The sequence below is a fragment of the Agrobacterium rubi TR3 = NBRC 13261 genome, assembly GCF_000739935.1.
Classification (GTDB): Bacteria; Pseudomonadota; Alphaproteobacteria; order Rhizobiales; family Rhizobiaceae; genus Agrobacterium; species Agrobacterium rubi.
In genome coordinates this window covers 1-18,906 of record NZ_BBJU01000029.1, presented here as the reverse complement: position 1 = coordinate 18,906, position 18,906 = coordinate 1, and the positions used below count along the sequence as shown (strand labels likewise).

Below are 18,906 nucleotides of genomic sequence, written 5' to 3'. Positions count from 1 at the left end.
CCTCAATATTGCAAGCCGGACCGCGTCATCCGCAAGACTTTGGTGTCTTCCAGACCGCTCTCTTCCAAGGTGACGAGAGCGATGACGACGCTGCCGGTGTCGTCTTCATGCTGCATGAGGAACACTTCGTCCAGCTTATTTCGAAGCGCTGGATTAATCCTCGATTTGGCCGCCACGCCACCATCGATGACGATGAGATCGAAGGGTTCGCCATTCTGATCTTTTGCCGCCTTTATATCGCCAGCCGCCTGGCTGTGCTCGACCGTTGCAAAATGCAAAAATGGAATGCCTTCGAAGCCATGAAAATGGTTGTCGTCACGCGGCGCATCTTCTTTATCCACGTCTTCAGGCAACAGCATGCCTGTCAGGAGTGGATCGTGCAGCGCGCAATCGACCAGCAAAACGCGACGCCCCAGCCTTGCGGTCTCGGCGGCCAGATTGAAAGCACTATAGGACGCACGGTTTTTGGGACCGGTTGATACCACCAGAATGGCATGATTGTTTGCAGGCGCGATGGTGGAGGACACATAGCGGGCCAGACCATCGAAGCCTTCGTCGGGGGCAGCCTTCAGCGCCTTGGTGTCCGCGTCGCGGATAACGCCGCCGACGCGGCCCGATCTGTCCGCTGCCGGAAGCAAAGCAACAGCTGTTTTGCCCTCCCCGCCATCCAGCGGAAGCGGCTTGGCGGATGAACGGGGAATCGGCTCAGGCTCATCACCCATGCCACGAAATTGGTCGCGCAGGATCAACAGTCCCGCTGCCAGAATAAGACCGAAAATTCCGCCGCCAGCCATCATCAATGTGCGCGGCGGTCCGGCCTTGCGCAACGGCGGCTCGGCGCTGGAGATGATCTGCGGGTTTTCGCTCGATGTGCCCTGCTGTTCGGAAAGCTGCTTGGTTCGCAGCAGGAAGGCTTCATAAACCGCCCGGTCGCTTTCGAGCTTGCGCTGCAATTCGCGCAGACGCACCATGGTCTGCTCGTCGCTGTTGAGGCTGGTCTTCAGCATATCGGCATTGGCTTTGGACAGCGCCAGCTGGTTCTTCAGCCGCGCCAGATTGCTCGACGTTGCGGTGGAGAAATTGCGCAATTGCTCATCGAGAATGGCGGACAGCGATTGGGTGCGCGCACGTGCGGCCTGCAAGGATGGATGCTGGGAACCCAACGAGGTGGCCTGAACCGATTCCTCTTCGCGGCTTTCCTGATAACGCGCGCGCAGCGAAATGATCGCTGGCGTCAAAGACGTGTCTGGAATGGAGCGCAGATACTGCCTGTCGTTTCTGGCACGGTTGAGTTCGGCAACCAGCGCCTCGTTTTCCGCCACCGTTGCCGACAGCCTCGATATCTCAGTGTTTGCGTCGGCAATGCGTTGCTCGATGTCAGGGCGACCCTGAATGTCTGCCAGATTGTGCTCGGCACGATAGGCCTGTACGGCCCGGTCGCCATCTTCAACAGCTTTTCTCAACTGGTCCAGCTGTGCCGCCAGACCGCCACCGGTGCGGCGCAGAACATCGCTGTTCATTTCGATGCGGACCTGCGTATAGGTCTTGGCAATGAGATTGGCCAGGTCCGCTGCCCGCTGCGGGCTATCTGCCTTCACAGACACGTTGACGATGAAGCTTTTGCCCACGGCCGCAACCGAGGTCACATTGCGCAGCGCATCGAGCGCCAGATTGCTGCGGCTGTCCTTGTCGGGATAAACCGGTGACGCCGCCCCGAACTTTGGATCGTCGTAAAGCTTCTCGCTTTCAACGATGCGCGAGAGAACCTGAGCCGACGTGATAATGTATTGCTGGTTGAGAACGTGCGAATCCACCGCACGCGGCTGGCCGGGCAGATCGCTTTCCAAAACCCGCGATCCCTCGGGATCGAGCAGGATTTGCGACGTGGCGACATAATAATTTGGGATCAGCAACGAAACGCCGAAAGCCAGTGCTGCGCATATGATGCCGATCAGCAGGATGAACAGCGCATTTCGCCATAACAGTGCTGCCAGCCTGAACAGATTGGCCGGGCCCTTGGCAGGTTCGTTATATTGCCGCGCGTCGGATGCGGTGCCGCTCATCGCCATATCGGTTCACGATCCCATAGTCTTGCGCAAACTGCGCGCTGCGATGTCCTGACATCGCCATGTTCTATACGTTCGCGAGAGACAGTCGGATCGAAAGCAAGACGTTTGCCTTGAGGATACCTCTGCGGTGCTGCGAATGCCGGACATGACTGTGCCAGTCCCACACAGCACCCAGTCTAGGGGTGAGGCGTTAATATACCGTTTTTCGATAATATTGCCATCGGAGCCACTGTTGTACGATCCAGCAAAAGATAATCGCTCAGTAATTGACGGTCACGACAACGGTGTCGGAGTAGAGGCCAGTCATCGGCGTCGTCTGCGCCGGCACACGCCCATAGACCGTCAAGAATCGCGCGCTGCCGTTTCCGGTACCACTTATGGTTTGTCCGGCTGCACTTCCCCAGGGGATGGTACGGGCCGCATCCGTGTACAAGCCATAGGTGATGGATCCATTTGGCCTCACCATCTTGCGCGATGCCGCGGGACTGTTGCTCAGCCCTCCGTTGAGCGATACGGTATAGGGCAGGTTTGACGTACAGGTCAGCGAGATCGTCCCCGTCGCATTGACGGCTGTCAGAAGATTGTTGTGAGTGCCGAAATTGAGCGTTTGTGCAGAGACGATGCATGTGGGCTCGACGGTTGCAGCGACATTGAATGGCACGAATGTGGGGTTTTCCGTCATCGTGGCGCAATTGGGCGCGGACCCGGAAAAGGCAGCATAATTGAACCGTGTCTCCGCACCCGCAAAGCTGGAGCTGTATTGTCCCTTCACCGCAGAGCCTTGAGAGCTGGAAATCCTGCCATATATGGGCACCGTCACTGTGCCGAGCAACGGCTCCAGCGGCAACGGCATATCGATCGCCATCGGTGAGCCAAGCCCTGTCTGCATGACCGATCCCCATTTCGATGTTCTCAAACCATCCTGATGAAGTTCGAAGTTGAGCGCGGCGTTGCCGAATTTCATTTGTCTGGTGCCGCTCACCTGCCCACCGCTTCCCGCATTGATATTCGAGCAAATACGAACCGAAAGGTTATTCCCAACCAGGGGGTTGGAGCACGTCACCCGCAAGTTTCCTGTCGTCTGGACACTGCCGCCGCCGGTGAGATTGACCCATCCGAAGTTCAGGTCGGTCATGCTGAAACTACAACTCACCGCCAGTGCCGGGGAAGCTGATAGAAACCCGATGAAAGCTACAAGAATGCCGATGAGCCTCATGGTTGAACACCTCTGCATGTGAGATCGACGGTCACGCGCGTTTCATCCGTCGCAGCAATCGCGAGATCTGCGGAACAGGGATGTTTGGTTGGCTGCTGGACGCTCAGACGGCTGTTATCGGCGATATCGTCCAGATAAGCCTGTCCGTCATATCCCACCACAAACGCACGGCCATCATCCAAGGTGACGGTCGATCCCGTTTCGATGACCTCGCCAGCTTCATCTTTAAGCGTCACCAGCGCCACACGTCCTTCTGTCTTCACTTTGAAACTGACGACCGATGCCGCCTTGTCGGACGGGGTCACGGTCTGTTTCGTCCGGTCGATCCGGGCATCGACCGGAAGATTGCTGGGATCGAGGGTTATATTGTTGGCGCTATGGGACCGCAGGTTGGGAAGGAGTATCTTTCCCCGACGATTGGTCTGCCCCATGGGTCGATTTTCCAGCAGAATGTCGACGCCGGGAGCCCCCGCATCAACAACCGCGAAAGCATCTTCGATCCGGTTTCCGATAAACACGTCCCCGCCGGCCACAGCAATGGAGCCATCCAGTTGCACGGAAGCCTGCGTTGTGTTGCCGAAGTGATCGACACCGGCTGCGACGCGGGCAAGGCTGCCGCGATAGCTACCGGATGCCGATAGGTTGTCGCCACCCCCCTGTGAGCCGCGCACGCGCCAACCGTAACTGCCTTCCGACTGTTCCTCCGCCTTGGCAACATCGGCGGTGAATGTGTATCCGTCCGCATCGGACGACATGCTTGCAGCCGACGAGATACCCCCGCCAAAGGTCCAGGAAACACCGGCGAATATGCCGTATGAATTGTCGTCTTCGAGGTCTTTGAAAGCCGTGGCATAGGCATTGCCATTCTGCCCGAAGGGACGTGACGCTGAAAGGCCGAGCAGTCTGGATCTCCTGTCATCGAAGGTTTCATATTGCGTGTAGGTGAAATTCAGGCTCGTCTCATCGAAACCCAGACTGGTGGATGCCGATATCTGATCGACCGCCTTGGGCGCCCGGGTGCTCATAAACGCCGCCATCATCCTATTCGCCTCGACATTGGCCGTCACGGACGCAAGATCGTGATATTCGCCGAACGCACGTTGCGAGCGGGCCATGAACTGCACATCGAACACTTCTGCCTCAACGCTCGCCGCAATCTGGTGGCCGCTCTCTCTTCCAAAACGGCTGGTCACGCCGGACACACTGGCCAATGCTTGCGTGCCAAGCGAGAACACGCCACCCATGCCGACATTGTAGAAATCTTGACCGCCTTCCGCGTGCCCTTCAAGCGTCAGCGTGTCGGAAAAGCCGTATCTGAACGTGGCAGACCCCAGCGGTCTTTCGTCGTAGTCGAACGATCCCAGTCCGTAATTGCGGCGCGCGACACCAAGCTCTGCGGAAAAATCGATCAGGCCCCGTGCCAGAAGATTTCCGGACGCGAAAAAGTCGGTTTCCGTCACCGTTTCTCGACCCAACACATCGCGCACAACCAGCCGCGCACTGCCCGCACCGCTGACGACAGGCAGGTTTGTGATGGAAAATGGCCCCTCCGGCACGTCCTTGGAAACGCGTTTGACGTTGTCGATATAAACATCGACGGTGGAGGGAACGGCTGCCGAGCCCGCAAATGCCGGAAGAGGCATCGTGACAATATCGGAGCGCAAGTCGAAATTGCGCCGTATCTGCACGCCACCCAGCCGCGTCGGACGTGTCCAGCTCAGACCGCCTGTGATCAGGTCGCCTGCACGGTAAGTGGTCAGATTCTCTTCATCGGAATAGGTCCAATAACTATCCAGCCGCTTGGAATCGAATTCCTCGATCTGCGATGTGCTGAGGACCTGAGACGACGACAGCACGCCCAATGAACCAAAAACGCGATTTTCCAGGAGGACGGATGCGCCGCTGAAATCTACAATATCTGAAAAGGTGCGTCCGCCTGAAGACCCGTAGATCGAATAATTGACGATCCCTCCGATATCCTTGTCGGCTCTCGGCTTGTCTACGTTCTCTTCGTCGTCTTGACTGGTTTCGGCATTGCCCCCGACATCGATCACCCTGGTGGCACGCGCCTCCATCGGCAGCGTGAAATGAACCGATTGTGTAGCCTCATCATAGCGTGTGGTGACGCCTGGCAATTTTGACAGGTCGATCCAGCCATCCCCAGAGAGCTCACTGTCCACCGGAGAGATGCCGACATTTCTCAGTTGCTTTGGTTCAATCAGCAGCGAACCCATGCTGTTTTGACGAAATGTAGCGATCAGATCGGTGGAGACATCGTTGATGTAAACCTCGAGCTGCAACACGGCCTGCTCCATGGCAGACGGGGTCGCTGGCAGCGCGGGTGGTAAGTCCTGCGCTACGCTATGATGGCTCGATGACATGATCGTCAGACCTGTAATCGTCAAAACAGCAAGGTTAACCGCCGATAACGCGTGCCGTCGCATTGACGGTACCGCCTTCGCTGTCTGCTGAAACCTTGAGTGTTCCGCCCGATTGCTTTCCACCGGATGCCGGAACGACCCAGGTCGCTACGGAATCACCCAGCACATAACCGACCAGACCGCTATGCTCAGCCACTGCCTTACCGCTTCCGACCGATAGTTTGAGATTGGCGATGCGCAATCTCTTTGCCCCTTTGTTGGAGACCGAAACCCTGTATCCATCCGCCTGAGGCGTGACAGACCAGATGGGCTGGGCATCGGTGATGGAGGGGGCGGAAAAGAACACCGGAATGGAATGGCGTATGACGAGATTGACCATTCCAGTCTGACGGTTTGTGGGTGATGGCAACTCGTCGACGATGACCCGGTAGCTCTCCTCGGCCTTGACCACCTTTTTGGAAAGCCGGACGATGCGAACCAGATTTTCGGCACCGGGCTTCAGTTGCGTCATCGGCGGGCTGGCAACGACATCGCTGACCGGCGTGTAGACATCCGCACCGTTTTGCTGTGTCCAGCGAAATACTCTGACCTGAACATTGATCGGGTTTTGTGCGTCGTTCCATATCCGCAAGCTTGAAGACGCGGTCGGCGCCGTGAGATCGAGCACAACGGGAGCCACACGCAGCGATGCCGCATGGGACGGCGATAGATACAAACCGGCAAATAACGCAGCCGCTAAGGTGAAAAGACGCATCTGCATTCTTCCTTGGCAGGTCAATAATTGATGGTGACGGTGACAGTGTCGTTGTAATTGCCGATAACGGGCGTCGTTTGGGCCGCAACGCGTCCATAGACGGTAAAGCTTTGTGTCCCACCGGTGCCGGTGCCTGCCTGCCTGTCTACGCCGACGGTATCGCCCCAAACGCTGGTTCGGGCGGCATTGGTGTAGAGCGAATAGGCAATGGTCGCACCGCTCGTCGTCTTCATCAAACGGTTCGTGACCGTGGCACCGGTCGATGCGCCCTGGTTCAGCCCGATGGTGAAAGGCGTGCTGGCTGTGCATTGAACGATAATTTCGCTCGTTTGATCGACATTGCTGTCGAGCAGAACACGGTTGCCGAAATTCATCGCAGCCGCCGAGTTTATTTTGCACTCACCCTGGATGGTCATCTGCACGTTGAACGTGTTTGTTGCAACCTGAGCCAAACCCGCTGTCGGTGCGCATAGCGCTCCAGCAACCATCAATATACCCCGTAACACCCTGAACGCCATACGCTTTCCCCTGATTGACGCATTGCCGATGTTCCCGAATGCGGGCAACGAATGTCACTCGAATAACGGGTAATCAGAACATTCTAATTCTCGCTTGAGGAAGGTTAACAGTTTATGAATTTGAAATATAAAAACTAACAGGCGAAACACGATAGTCATTGCAACCGTTTGACGGGCCGTAGCACGGCGCGTCGAAAAGCAACCATCAAAAGACGGATCAGAATATCATTCGTCGGCTAATGTCTTTATATCGGTAGTTTTCGATCGTCGAACGAACCGGGCTCAGAAACTCGGCGGCGTGCAAGCGCTGATGACCTCGCACGCAACAGGTCCGACACAGCGAAATGTATGGGGGCGTTTGCTCTCGAAATAGTAAGCGTCCCCTGCTCCAAGAATGCGGCGCTCATCGTCGACGGTCACCTCGAGGCGACCGGACAGTACGATACCACCCTCCTCCCCCTCATGGACCAACGGAACCCGTCCGGTGCCAGCACCCGGCTGGTAACACTCTTTGAGGATTTGCAAGCTGCGACCGAAAAGATTGTCGCCAATCTGGCGATAGGAGATCGGGCCCTTGCCGATCTCCACCAACTCCTCTGCGGCATAAAAAGCTTTGCGCGGCTTGTCGGGTTCGAACGCAAAGAATTCGGCAAGACCGATGGGAATGCCATCCAGAATGCGTTTGAGCGCCCCAACCGACGGATTGGCCGAATTGGATTCGATGAGGGAAATCGTGGAGTTCGTGACACCCGCGCGCTTGGCCAGTTCACGCTGTGAGAGTTTATGGACTGAGCGCAAATGACGCAGTCTGTTGCCGATATCGACGACCATTGGAACCTCCAGGTTTCATGTGTTCGATATATAGCAACTTTTCCTCGCAGCGTCATTGTTATCAGCAGGTTAGCATAGAGAAGAAAAAGACTTGTTCGATGAGGTCAAGTGCTGGAATGATGCGCCATCTGAATGAAGGAACTCCGATGGACCACAGCAAGAAATCCAATATGCCCAACCTTGAAAATTTCTGGATGCCGTTCACGGCCAACCGGCAATTCAAGGCCGCACCGCGTCTCTTGGCGAGTGCCGACGGCATGTATTATACCGATATCGATGGCAACACGGTTCTGGATGGCACCGCCGGATTGTGGTGCGTCAATGCAGGACACGGGCGCAAACGCATCACGCAGGCTGTTGAACGCCAGCTGTCCACGATGGACTTTGCCCCCACCTTCCAGATGGGCCACCCCATCGCATTTGAATTTGCCGAGAAGCTCGCAGCCATAGCCCCTGGTGGCGCAGAAGCCCAGCTCGACTGCGTTTTCTTCACCGGGTCAGGTTCGGAGTCCGTCGACACGGCACTCAAGATTGCCATCGCCTATCAGCGCTCCATCGGCCAGGGCACACGCAGCCGCATCATCGGTCGCGAAAAAGGTTATCACGGCGTTGGGTTTGGCGGCATATCGGTGGGCGGTCTCGTCAACAACCGGCGTGTCTTTCCGCAAATCCCCGCCGACCACATGCGTCACACGCTCGATGTCGAGCGCAATACTTTCTCGAAAGGTCTGCCGCAACACGGCATTGAACTGGCCGAAGATCTCGAGCGTCTCGTCGCTCTGCACGGCGCAGAAACCATTGCCGCTGTCATTGTCGAACCCATGTCGGGTTCCGCCGGTGTGATCTTGCCGCCGCGTGGCTACCTCGAGCGTTTGCGCGCCATTGCCGACAAGCACGGCATTCTGCTGATCTATGATGAAGTCATCACCGGCTTCGGCCGCCTCGGCAAACCCTTTGCCACGGATTACTTCGGCGTCGTGCCCGATCTCGTAACCACGGCCAAGGGCATTACCAATGGTGCCATCCCGATGGGCGCGGTCTTTGCCAAGCGTTTCGTTTACGACGCCCTGATGCACGGACCTGAAAACCAGATCGAGCTTTTCCACGGATACACCTATTCCGGCCATCCCGTGGCCTGCGCCGCTGGTATCGCGACGCTGGAAATTTACGAGGAAGAAGGTCTGCTGTACCGCGCGGCTGAGCTGGAAAGCGTCTGGCAGGACGCGCTTCATTCCCTCAAAGGCTTGCCAAATGTCGTCGACATCCGAAACCTCGGGCTGGTCGGCGCCATCGAGCTTGCACCACGCGATGGAGCGCCGGGCACCCGCGCCTATGACGTCTTTGTCGATTGCTTCCAGAAGGGCCTGCTGGTGAGAGTGACGGGAGACATCATCGCCCTGTCGCCACCGCTGATCATCAATGAAGACGAGATCGCCAAGATCGTCTCGACAATCGGCGACGCCCTTCGGCGGATCGCCTGACGAACAGGACTGGACGGGAGCGGAACCATTCGCTCCCGTTAACCATATCGACCAAAATCTGCCGGATTTTTTGTCAATTTATGTCGCTGTTTTTCAACAGAAAAAATTGCCAAATGAAAATGATCCGGCGGTTTTGTTTCACCACTTCGTATCGTTAAAATGCTGATGAGATTGACGCTTGTGAGCCCGTATGATTGATGCGTCGGGCTATGGCCTCGGCGACGTTGCGAGTCTGCACGCGAATGTCAGGCACAGCAGTAATTTCCCAAAACTGCCCCGCTGTCAAGGCACCTACCGCAAACATGCCTTCCCGTGAGCTCCCCTCACCCGATACGATTCGCGATTGGCCATCGACACGAATACCCAATCCCAGCGGGTCCGTCTCGATCATATTGTGGGCCAGCATGTCCTGCAGCAGCGGTGAATGGCTGATGCCAGCTCGCTCCATTCCGGTGCAGTTGATCAACCAGTCAAATGGCAGAGTAATCTCGTCGCTTGAACCGCGGCGCCGGTAGGTGAGATTATTCTCTCCATTCGCCCGCGCTATTCTGGACACAAATCCAGCATGAATCTGCACGGTCCCATCCTTGACGAGTGCGTCGAAAACCTCATGCACCTGTGGCGCGATACGGTGCCGGTGGATATTCCACCACGCCAGCGCGTGGCGTAAGAACCGCGCCCGCTGCGCTACACCCAACTGCTGCCACAGATGTTGGGTTTTGGGCCGCAGACCATCCATTATACTGCGCCAGTCGGAACCATTCCTAACCTGTCGGCGCAGCCGCGAAAGAATTTCGCTTATCTCTGCCGGGCCGTCCAAAGCAGGCTCAATCGGCTTTGACGGCATTTTGCTGTGCCCGTGAGGGACAAGCCCACGTCTAGACAACACGTGGATGGGTCCTCGATGCCCCTTATTGCGCAGGGACAGGACCTGATCGATCATGGTCAGACCTGAGCCGAGGATAACAGCCGTATCATTCTGCCCCACCTTCGACAGCCATCCCAGCTTCCAGGGATTTCGAACGACCCGACGCAACAACGCAACATCAGCATCGGCAGTTAGCCGCGGCAAACTTGCGGTGCCAACACCAAGACACAGCGCAACATTCGCTGCGTGCAAATGGCGACCGTCATTCAGACGGAAGTCAGCGCCCTCCTGCGTACAGGAGAGACAGCAGACTGCCTTTGCTTTCACGAAGTCAACGCGAGCCCGCTGATGCTGGCTTCGCAACAAAGATGCAAGTCTGTCTCGCAGATACAATCCATAATCATTGCGCGGCGCGAAACTCGTTCCATCCAGCGCCTGCCCCCGCTTGGCCAGCCAATCCAGAAAATCTCCCGGTCGATCCGCGAACACGCTCATCCGCGCCGCTGGCACATTCAATCGGTGAAGGTGCAGTTCGGTGCGATACGCAGTTCCACGACCGAAGGCCGAGTCATCGCCGACGATGGCAATGGACGTCGTTGCCGGAAGTTGCTCCAGCAGGTTGGTGACAAGACTGATCGCCGAAAACCCGGAACCGACAACGGCTACATCATAAAACATTCGGCACCTCATTAAGACTCAACGCGGCGCAGGAAAGCCCAATGCCGGAGAAAACGCAAACTTGAAATTCACCGCTTGATTCAGACGCAAGCTGCGTCATGAAAAGTTTGCCGCGGCTAACTGCGCAGAAATCTCTCGTCCAGATGAAGCACGAAGAGAGGATTTTGCCTGTTAGCCGGCTGAAAAGATTCATGTTTAGCCAGACAGAATGGCTATTGCACCCAAAAGAGAATCGGCGCTTATATCTCAGTTGCGGAAAAAACCGATTTCAGCGAAAAAAACCGCAACTGATCCAACAGGTGGAAAAGACAAGAGATGACCCAAAACGCCGATCTGAAATCTGCTGAAAAGGCACCCGATCTCACGGGCCTCATCCTACAGCATTCGGCTGCGTTGTCTGCACAGCTGCAAGCGCACAATGCGAGCACCTTTGCACCTCTCGCTGAAAAAAGCATGCGAAACTTTTCCCCGTCGGAAACTGCGAAGCTGATCGGCATAGGGGAAGCCTATCTGAGGCAGATCGCCGCCGAACAGCCGGACCTCAGTGCTTCTCATAGCGGTGGACGCCGAAGCTATTCTGTTCAGGACATCCATGACATCCGCAAGTTCCTGGATCAGGGCGCGCGCGGCACGCGACGCTATCTTCCGCACCGACGCGAGGGCGAAGATCTCCAGGTCATCGCAGTCATGAATTTCAAGGGCGGCTCCGGCAAGACAACGACTTCGGCGCATCTTGCACAATATCTTGCTCTGCGCGGTTACCGCGTGCTCGCCATCGACCTTGACCCGCAAGCCAGTCTCTCAGCTCTCTTCGGTCATCAACCAGAACTCGATGTCGGACCGAACGAAACACTCTACGGCGCCATCCGATATGATAGCGAACAGCGTCCCATCGCAGAGATCGTTCGCGGAACCTACATACCGGACCTCCATATCATTCCCGGCAATCTGGAACTCATGGAATTCGAACACGACACGCCGCGTGCCCTGATGCGCCGTGCGCCCGGTGATACCTTGTTTTTCGCTCGTATTGGCCAAGCCATCGCACAGGCGCAGAATTTCTACGATGTCGTCGTGATCGATTGCCCGCCACAGCTGGGTTACCTCACGCTATCGGCACTGACGGCTGCAACATCCGTGCTCGTCACAGTTCATCCGCAAATGCTGGACGTTATGTCCATGAACCAGTTTTTGGCCATGACCGGCGATCTGCTGGCCGAGATCGGACGCGCCGGTGCCCGTTCGGATTATCACTGGATGCGATACCTTGTTACGCGGTTCGAGCCGAGTGACGGACCGCAAAACCAGATGGTCGCATTCCTACGTTCGATCTTCGGCGAGCACGTCCTCAATCATCCGATGCTGAAGACAACTGCCGTCTCAGATGCAGGGCTTACCAATCAGACGCTGTTTGAAGTCGAGCGCACGCAATTCACGCGCTCCACCTATGATCGCGCACTGGAATCCATGACCAACGTAAATGCCGAAATTGAAGGCTTGATCAAGAAAGCCTGGGGTAGAGCCGTATGAGCAGAAAAGAAATCTTCGCCAATCTCACCACGAAGTCCGCAGACAATGCCGAGGCGCCAGTCGAGCGGGCGCGTCCACGCATTCGTCCCATTCTGGGTTCGCCGGAACTGGTGACAGACGTGATTAATTCGCCGGTCGGCATGATCGGACAGTCGCTGAATGAAGTGTCTGAACGCTCCAAGCGAGCAGAAGAGATCGAGCGGCGGTTGGCTGAAGGCCTGACGATCGTTGCTCTCGATCCATCGGAAATCGATCCTTCCTTCATACCCGACCGCATGCCTGCCTCGCTGGAAGCCGATGCCGGTCTGGTCGAAGCCATCCGGGAGCAGGGCCAGCAGGTTCCTATCCTCGTGCGCCCTCACCCCGAGCATCCAGGCCGCTATCAGGTGGCGTTCGGTCACCGTCGTTTGCGTGCTGTTGCAGCGATCGGCATTCCCGTTCGCGCTGTTGTTCGTGATCTCACGGATGAGCAGCTTGTCGTGGCCCAGGGTCAGGAAAACAACGAGCGCCGTGACCTCAGCTATATCGAGAAAGCCCGATTCGCCCAAAAACTTCAGATGCGTTTCTCGCGAGAAACCATCATGGCTGCGATGTCGCTCCACAAGGGCGATCTCTCCAACATGCTGTCGGTGGTTGGCCGCATACCAGACGATATCGTCGACAGTATTGGTCCAGCACCGGGCGTTGGTCGCCGCAACTGGATGGACCTTGCAGATCAACTCTCATCTTCCAAGGTCAACGAGGCTGCGCGCGCTTATCTTCGTGATGAGAACGTCTCAGAGCTCGCATCCGAAGAACGTTTCAAATCTCTTCTGGAGTTTCTCAAGCCGAAGCCAGAGCCGAAGAAAACCGGTGTTCTCTCATCGATGAGCGGCCAGAAACTGGCAAAAATTGTCGAGACGGACCAGAGAATCGATATTTCCATTGATCGTCGTCAGGCACCAGAATTCGCCGACTTCGTCATGGAGCACCTACAATCGCTGTTTGAAGAGCATCGCTCCAAGCAGTGATGTCCATTTCTCGTTCCAACAATCAACAGGAGCACTAAGCACAAAAGAAAAAAGCCCCCGAACGTTGCCGCACGGAAGCTTTCTTTGATCTAAGCACCCAAAGAATCTCATTTCCGCGAATCATAGTCAAGAGTCTTGGCATCGATTTTTTTCGGTGAGCGATTTTCTTTTGCCTTTTTGAAGGTGAAAGACATGAATAGCGATAATGTAACGACGCCTTTTGGGCGGCGAGGGGTCTCACTTGGCCTGCTCGCTAACCAATTCGCGTCTAGAAACATCGACCGTTCCAAATCCATCGACAAATGGAAGCTGTTTCGCGCCACCTGCGAAGCTAGACCGCTGCTCGAAATTTCAGACAGATCGCTCGCTGTGCTCAATGCGCTGATCAGTTTTTATCCGAAGACTGAGCTGTCAGAAGAAAACGGTCTGGTGGTCTTTCCATCAAACCAGCAGCTTTCCCTTCGTGCACATGGAATGCCGGAACAAACATTGCGGCGTCATTTGGCAGCGCTCGTGGATGCCGGTCTTATCTTGCGCAAAGATAGCCCCAATGGAAAACGCTATGCACGCAAAGACAAAAGCGGCGATATCAGCGATGCCTACGGTTTTTCGCTCGCCCCTCTGATCAGCCGTGCGGATGAAATTCAGGCTCTCGCAGAGCAGATCATTGAAGAGCGTGTGCAGCTCCAAAGGCTGCGTGAAAAAATCAGCCTGTGCAGACGGGACATCATGAAGTTCGCCGAAATCGGATTTGCAGATGAGGTCGCAGGTCAATGGGATGTCTACAAACAACGCTATTATACCATCACATCGATGCTCGATCGCAAATCCAAAGCACCACATCTCGCCTTGGCGCTGGAAGAATTAACCGATTTGCGCGATTACATGGCTAAGATATTGGAAATCCACATAGAAAAACAAAATTTAAGCGCCAATGCCTATCAAAATGAGCGGCTTATACAGAGTTCAGAATCCGAATCCCTATTTGAAAAGCACGATGTGGATAAGGATACGAAACCGGCAGAAGCCGAGACCATGGAAACAGTTGCTGCAACGAACGAGTTGAAGAGAAATTCGGTGGTTGCCAATCCAAAACAGGAGAAGACCGACAACTTCGACCTCCAAACGGTCCTCAACGCATGCCCAGAAATCTCGCTTTACGGGCCAAACGGCTCTGTGAGGGACTGGAGCGACCTGAAACAGGCCACGACAGTGGTCCGTTCCATGCTATCCATCAGCCAGTCGGCTTACGATGAGGCGGAAAAGGCGATGGGACCACATAGGGTTAACGCAATCATAGCGTGTATTTTGGAGCGTGCGCAGTCGATACATTCGGCGGGCGGCTACCTGCGAAGCCTGACAGAAAGAGCAAAGGACAAGCAATTTTCGGTTCAGCCTATGCTCAACGCTCTCTTGCGCACCCGAATGACGAACAGGCTGATTTCGCAAAGCAGTCATGCGTTGAGCTGAGGCAGCCGCGTTAAAGCGTTAGACTGATGAAATAAATTTGACTCTCAAAGGAAAGATTTTTATCTGCGGTGAGGGACGATGAAAGGGACTGGCACATGACTACAATCGAAATGAACGTCGGACAACAACAGGCAGAACAAAGCCGCACGAAACGCCTGAAAGCGGCAACCAGTAGCGCGCATGAAGCCCTCGACACGTTCATTACGACGGCCAAACCCTTCGAAAACAGGAGCAACTTCGCAAAGTTCGTTCAGACCCAGTATCTTTTTCACCGCGATCTGGATGTCTTCTACTCCAATGATACGCTGGATGGCCTGCTGCCCGATCTGAAAGGCCGCCGACGGTTGGGCTTCATCGAGCAGGATTTGGCCGATCTGGAGGCTTCCGTGCCCACAGCAGCCGACGTCAGATTTCGTGAAAACGACGATACCTTCGATCTCCCGCAGGCCATGGGGTGGCTTTATGTGGTGGAAGGCTCAAACCTTGGTGCCGCGTTTCTCCTGAAAGACGCCGCCAAGCTTGGTCTCGATGAGACATTCGGTGCACGCCACTTGGCCGGCGCTCCCGAAGGCCGCGGTCTTCATTGGCGCACCTTCGTTGCAGCGCTGGATGCGGTTTCCTTGAGTGAAGACGAGGAAAACCGGGTGATCGCAGGGGCGCAAGCGGCATTCCAAGCCGTGCATGCACACGCCAGGCAAATGATGGTCTGAGGAACCGGAGGCAGACATATTCTTCCTACCAAAATGAGAAACGCCACTTGTGTTGCCCTCGCCCAATATTACGCTACAGTGGCCGTCGTGGCGAGGAGGCCACAGCACGAGGAGGTTCAATGAGACATCAGCTATTCAATCGGCGTGGAGTGATGGCGCTTGCCGCCTCCGTCGCTTCCGCCCTGACACTGGGTGGCACCGCACAGGCCCAGGGCTTTCCAGAGAGAACCGTGACGCTTGTCGTTCCGTTCGCCGCCGGCGGCTCCACCGATGTGGTCGGACGCGTCATCGCGCAGAAGATGGGTGACGAGCTGGGGCAGCAGGTCATCGTTGAGAATATTGCCGGTGCCGGTGGCAATCTGGGCGCTGACCGGGTGGCACGCGCCGAACCGGATGGCTACACGATCCTCATGGGCACAGTCGCGACACATGCGCTCAACCCGCTCATTCTCAAGACCAAACCCTATGATCCCGAAAAGGATTTTGCCCCGATTTCCCTGCTGGTGATCGTTCCCAACGTCCTCGTGGTCAATCCCCAATTGCCGGTCAGAAATGTCGCCGAACTGATTGCCCTTTTGAAAGCGGAGCCGGATAAATATGCCTATGCATCGTCGGGCAACGGTACGCCTCTTCACCTGTCCGGCGAGCTTTTCAAGAGCATGGCGGGTGTCAGCATGCAGCACGTTCCCTACAAGGGATCGGGCCCTGCCTTGAACGACCTGCTCGGCAATCAGGTTTCGATCATGTTCGACAATCTGCCATCGTCGTCAGGACATATCAAATCCGGGACGTTGCGGGCGCTGGGCGTGACCACAGCCGAGCGAGCCTCGTCCTTTCCAGATGTGCCGACGATCGCTGAAACGGTGCCGGGCTATGAAACCTACACCTGGAACGCCTTGTTTGCGCCAAAGGATACACCGAAAGATGTCATCGACAGGCTGAATGCGGCAGCAAAAAAAGCTCTCGCAGATCCGTCTGTCGCTGCCCGCATGGCTGATTTCAGTGCCAAAATTGTTGGTTCTACCCCAGATGAGCTGAAAACCCATGTTACGGAAGAAATCGCAAAGTGGGCTCCGGTGGTCAAAGACGCCAATGTGCAGATGGACTGACGTTTGAGTTTGTCATGGCGACCGGTGAAAATCCGTTCGTCATGATATCAGTCGCTGCTATATCCATGCTCTGTTTCGCCAGATGTCTGCATGAAAAGGGCAAGCGCCACGCCTGCATTCAACATGTGTTCGCGCATCATTAGGCTCGCCTGGGTGGCGTCACCCTGCATGATGGCCCTGATAATCGCCTCATGTTCGCGGTTGGATGAACGCAAACGTTCGGGATAGCGCAATTGCGTGCGGCGAAACGGCAAAAGGCGAGCCCGAAGCCTCATGAGCTCTTCAAATAGAAAATCATTATGGGCGCCGCGATAGAGCAGCTCGTGGAAAGCGAGGTTCAGCTCGTCATAGTGGTCGAAATTTTCGTCCGTTGCCGCCGCGGATGCTTTCTCATGGATGTGAAAAAGCTCGGCTCGCTCGACACCGGTGATGCGATGCGTTGCGAGGCCCACGCACATCGCCTCCATCTCGGCCGTGACCTCGAACATCTGCATCAGGCGCGGCAAGGTGAGGGGCAGGACGAAGGCGCCCTTGCGCGGGCGTATCTCGACAAGACCGCTCGCCTCCAACTGCCTCAGAGCTTCCCTGACAGGCGTTCGCGATGCGGAAAAGCGGCTGCTGAGCGTTCCTTCATCGAGAACGGAGCCGGGCTTGATGACACCAGTGGAAATCTCGTCCGACAGCACGACGCGAATATGTTCACTGATCGAACTGGCTGATGTCATCAGGCTTTTCTCCATTGCAGAATGCGCACATGCCGATGGCTATAGGCCGTTGTGATGGGAAAGGTCCACCACTGAAGCGACAATAGCCACTGAGTGGTCCCTTACGCCGCCTTTGCCCTATTCTGCCTGTTTTCGATGAGGTCATCGACGACGGCGGGGTCTGCGAGTGTGGAGGTATCCCCCAGCGCTCCAAAATCATCCTCGGCGATCTTGCGCAGGATGCGGCGCATGATCTTGCCCGAGCGGGTCTTGGGAAGGCCCGGCGAGAACTGGATCTTGTCGGGCGTGGCAACCGGGCCGATCTCGTTGCGGACATGCTTGACCAGTTCGGCGCGCAGCGCATCGTCGCCGGTCTGGCCTGCCATCAGCGTGACGTAGCAATAGATACCCTGTCCCTTGATGGCGTGCGGATAACCGACGACGGCGGCCTCCGAGACCAGATTGTGCGAGACCAGCGCCGATTCCACCTCTGCCGTGCCGAGGCGATGGCCGGAGACGTTGAGAACGTCATCGACACGACCTGTGATCCAGTAATAGCCGTCCTCATCGCGACGGCAGCCATCGCCGGTGAAGTATTTGCCCTTGTAGGTCGAGAAGTAGGTCTCGATGAACCGCTGGTGATCGCCATAGACCGTGCGCGATTGCCCCGGCCAGCTGTCGGCGATGCACAGATTGCCGTCGGCTGCCCCTTCTAGCACCTTGCCCTCGGCATCGACCAGTTGCGGCTGCACGCCGAAGAAGGGACGGGTGGCCGAGCCGGGCTTGAGATCGGTCGCACCCGGCAGCGGCGTGATCAGAATGCCGCCGGTTTCCGTCTGCCACCAGGTGTCGACGATCGGGCTCTTATCCTCGCCCACCACATGGTAATACCATTCCCACGCCTCCGGGTTGATGGGTTCTCCCACCGTGCCGAGCAGGCGCAGGCTGGAACGCGAGGAGCGTTTGACGAACTCGTCGCCCGCACCCATCAGCGAGCGCAGAGCGGTGGGGGCGGTGTAGAAGATATTGACCTGATGCTTGTCGATCACCTCCCAGAACCGGCCCTGATCAGGGAAGTTCGGCACGCCCTCGAACATCAGGGTGGTCGCACCATTGGCGAGCGGCCCATAGACGATATAGGAGTGGCCCGTCACCCAGCCGACATCGGCCGTGCACCAGTAGATATCGCCATCATGGTAGTCGAAGACATATTCATGCGTCATCGACACATAGACGAGATAGCCGCCTGTCGTGTGCAGCACGCCCTTGGGCTTGCCGGTGGAGCCTGACGTATAGAGAATGAACAGCGGGTCTTCCGCCTTCATCTTCACCGGCTCGCAGTGTGGTTTAACCGAGGCGATTTCCTGATGGTACCAGAGATCGCGGCCCGGTGCCCATGTGGTCTTGCCGCCGGTGCGGCGCACCACCAGCACCTTGTCGACCATCACATGCTGCTTGGCAGCGATGTCGATGGCCTTGTCGGTGTTGTCTTTCAGCGGGATCGGCTTGCCGCCGCGCACGCCCTCGTCGCAGGTGATGACGAAGGTGGACTGGCAATCGACGATGCGGCCCGCCAG

General features: G+C 56.5%; 15 protein-coding genes. 6 read left to right on the top strand and 9 right to left on the bottom strand.

The window, feature by feature from the left end:
• Window positions 1–2: 2 nt before the first annotated feature.
• From RRU01S_RS21790 to RRU01S_RS21765, 6 genes are all read right to left on the bottom strand, one after another.
• On the bottom strand, window positions 3–2,063 hold the full coding sequence (locus RRU01S_RS21790; protein ID WP_165572260.1) for an exopolysaccharide transport family protein: 2,061 nt from the start codon (window positions 2,061–2,063) through the stop codon (window positions 3–5).
• A gap of 265 nt (window positions 2,064–2,328) precedes the next feature.
• Entirely contained in the window at window positions 2,329–3,285 is a 957-nt protein-coding gene (locus RRU01S_RS21785; RefSeq protein ID WP_045232336.1) for a Csu type fimbrial protein, read from the bottom strand.
• A complete protein-coding gene (locus tag RRU01S_RS21780; protein WP_045232335.1) occupies window positions 3,282–5,729 on the bottom strand; it encodes a fimbria/pilus outer membrane usher protein in 2,448 nt (815 codons plus the stop codon). The genes RRU01S_RS21785 and RRU01S_RS21780 overlap by 4 nt, the downstream gene beginning before the upstream one ends.
• Window positions 5,701–6,420: a fimbrial biogenesis chaperone gene (locus RRU01S_RS21775; protein WP_045232421.1), complete on the bottom strand. Its 720-nt coding sequence runs from the start codon at window positions 6,418–6,420 to the stop codon at window positions 5,701–5,703. The genes RRU01S_RS21780 and RRU01S_RS21775 overlap by 29 nt, the downstream gene beginning before the upstream one ends.
• A 20-nt stretch (window positions 6,421–6,440) precedes the next feature.
• Window positions 6,441–6,908, bottom strand: a complete 468-nt coding sequence (locus RRU01S_RS21770) for a Csu type fimbrial protein (protein ID WP_234902012.1) — start codon at window positions 6,906–6,908, stop codon at window positions 6,441–6,443.
• 312 nt (window positions 6,909–7,220) lie between these two features.
• The gene (locus RRU01S_RS21765; protein ID WP_045232333.1) at window positions 7,221–7,769 is read right to left on the bottom strand and encodes a cupin domain-containing protein; all 549 of its coding nucleotides are present in this window, start codon (window positions 7,767–7,769) and stop codon (window positions 7,221–7,223) included.
• Window positions 7,770–7,915: 146 nt separating this feature from the next.
• Here RRU01S_RS21765 and aptA point away from each other — a divergent pair, with 146 nt between their 5' ends.
• Window positions 7,916–9,250, top strand: a complete 1,335-nt coding sequence (gene aptA / locus RRU01S_RS21760; RefSeq protein WP_045232420.1) for an omega-aminotransferase AptA — start codon at window positions 7,916–7,918, stop codon at window positions 9,248–9,250.
• 154 nt (window positions 9,251–9,404) lie between these two features.
• Here the strand turns inward: aptA and RRU01S_RS21755 are convergent, their stop codons facing one another.
• Complete coding sequence (locus RRU01S_RS21755) at window positions 9,405–10,796, bottom strand: FAD/NAD(P)-binding protein (protein ID WP_045232332.1); 1,392 nt, start codon at window positions 10,794–10,796, stop codon at window positions 9,405–9,407.
• Window positions 10,797–11,111: 315 nt separating this feature from the next.
• On the opposite strand from RRU01S_RS21755, the gene repA reads away from it, so the two are divergent.
• The 5 genes from repA (at window position 11,112) to RRU01S_RS21730 (ending at window position 16,625) form a co-directional block, all read left to right on the top strand.
• Window positions 11,112–12,326, top strand: a complete 1,215-nt coding sequence (gene repA / locus RRU01S_RS21750) for a plasmid partitioning protein RepA (protein WP_081880162.1) — start codon at window positions 11,112–11,114, stop codon at window positions 12,324–12,326.
• A complete protein-coding gene (repB, locus tag RRU01S_RS21745) occupies window positions 12,323–13,336 on the top strand; it encodes a plasmid partitioning protein RepB (RefSeq protein WP_045232331.1) in 1,014 nt (337 codons plus the stop codon). The genes repA and repB overlap by 4 nt, the downstream gene beginning before the upstream one ends.
• Window positions 13,337–13,471: 135 nt before the next feature.
• Window positions 13,472–14,806, top strand: coding sequence for a plasmid replication protein RepC (gene repC / locus RRU01S_RS21740; RefSeq protein ID WP_439644722.1), 1,335 nt, complete (start codon window positions 13,472–13,474; stop codon window positions 14,804–14,806).
• Between the two features lie 95 nt (window positions 14,807–14,901).
• A complete protein-coding gene (locus RRU01S_RS21735) occupies window positions 14,902–15,516 on the top strand; it encodes a biliverdin-producing heme oxygenase (RefSeq protein ID WP_045232330.1) in 615 nt (204 codons plus the stop codon).
• Window positions 15,517–15,635: 119 nt separating this feature from the next.
• Window positions 15,636–16,625 carry a Bug family tripartite tricarboxylate transporter substrate binding protein gene (locus RRU01S_RS21730; protein ID WP_045232329.1) on the top strand — a complete coding sequence of 330 codons (990 nt, stop codon included), beginning with the start codon at window positions 15,636–15,638 and terminating at the stop codon, window positions 16,623–16,625.
• A 47-nt stretch (window positions 16,626–16,672) separates the two neighbouring features.
• On the opposite strand, the gene RRU01S_RS21725 is transcribed toward RRU01S_RS21730, so the two are convergent.
• Window positions 16,673–17,350 (bottom strand): GntR family transcriptional regulator, encoded by a 678-nt coding sequence (locus RRU01S_RS21725; RefSeq protein WP_234902013.1) that lies wholly within the window; start codon window positions 17,348–17,350, stop codon window positions 16,673–16,675.
• Window positions 17,351–17,451: 101 nt separating this feature from the next.
• On the bottom strand, window positions 17,452–18,906 hold a 1,455-nt coding region (gene acs / locus RRU01S_RS21720; RefSeq protein ID WP_045232327.1), incomplete at its 5' end, for an acetate--CoA ligase.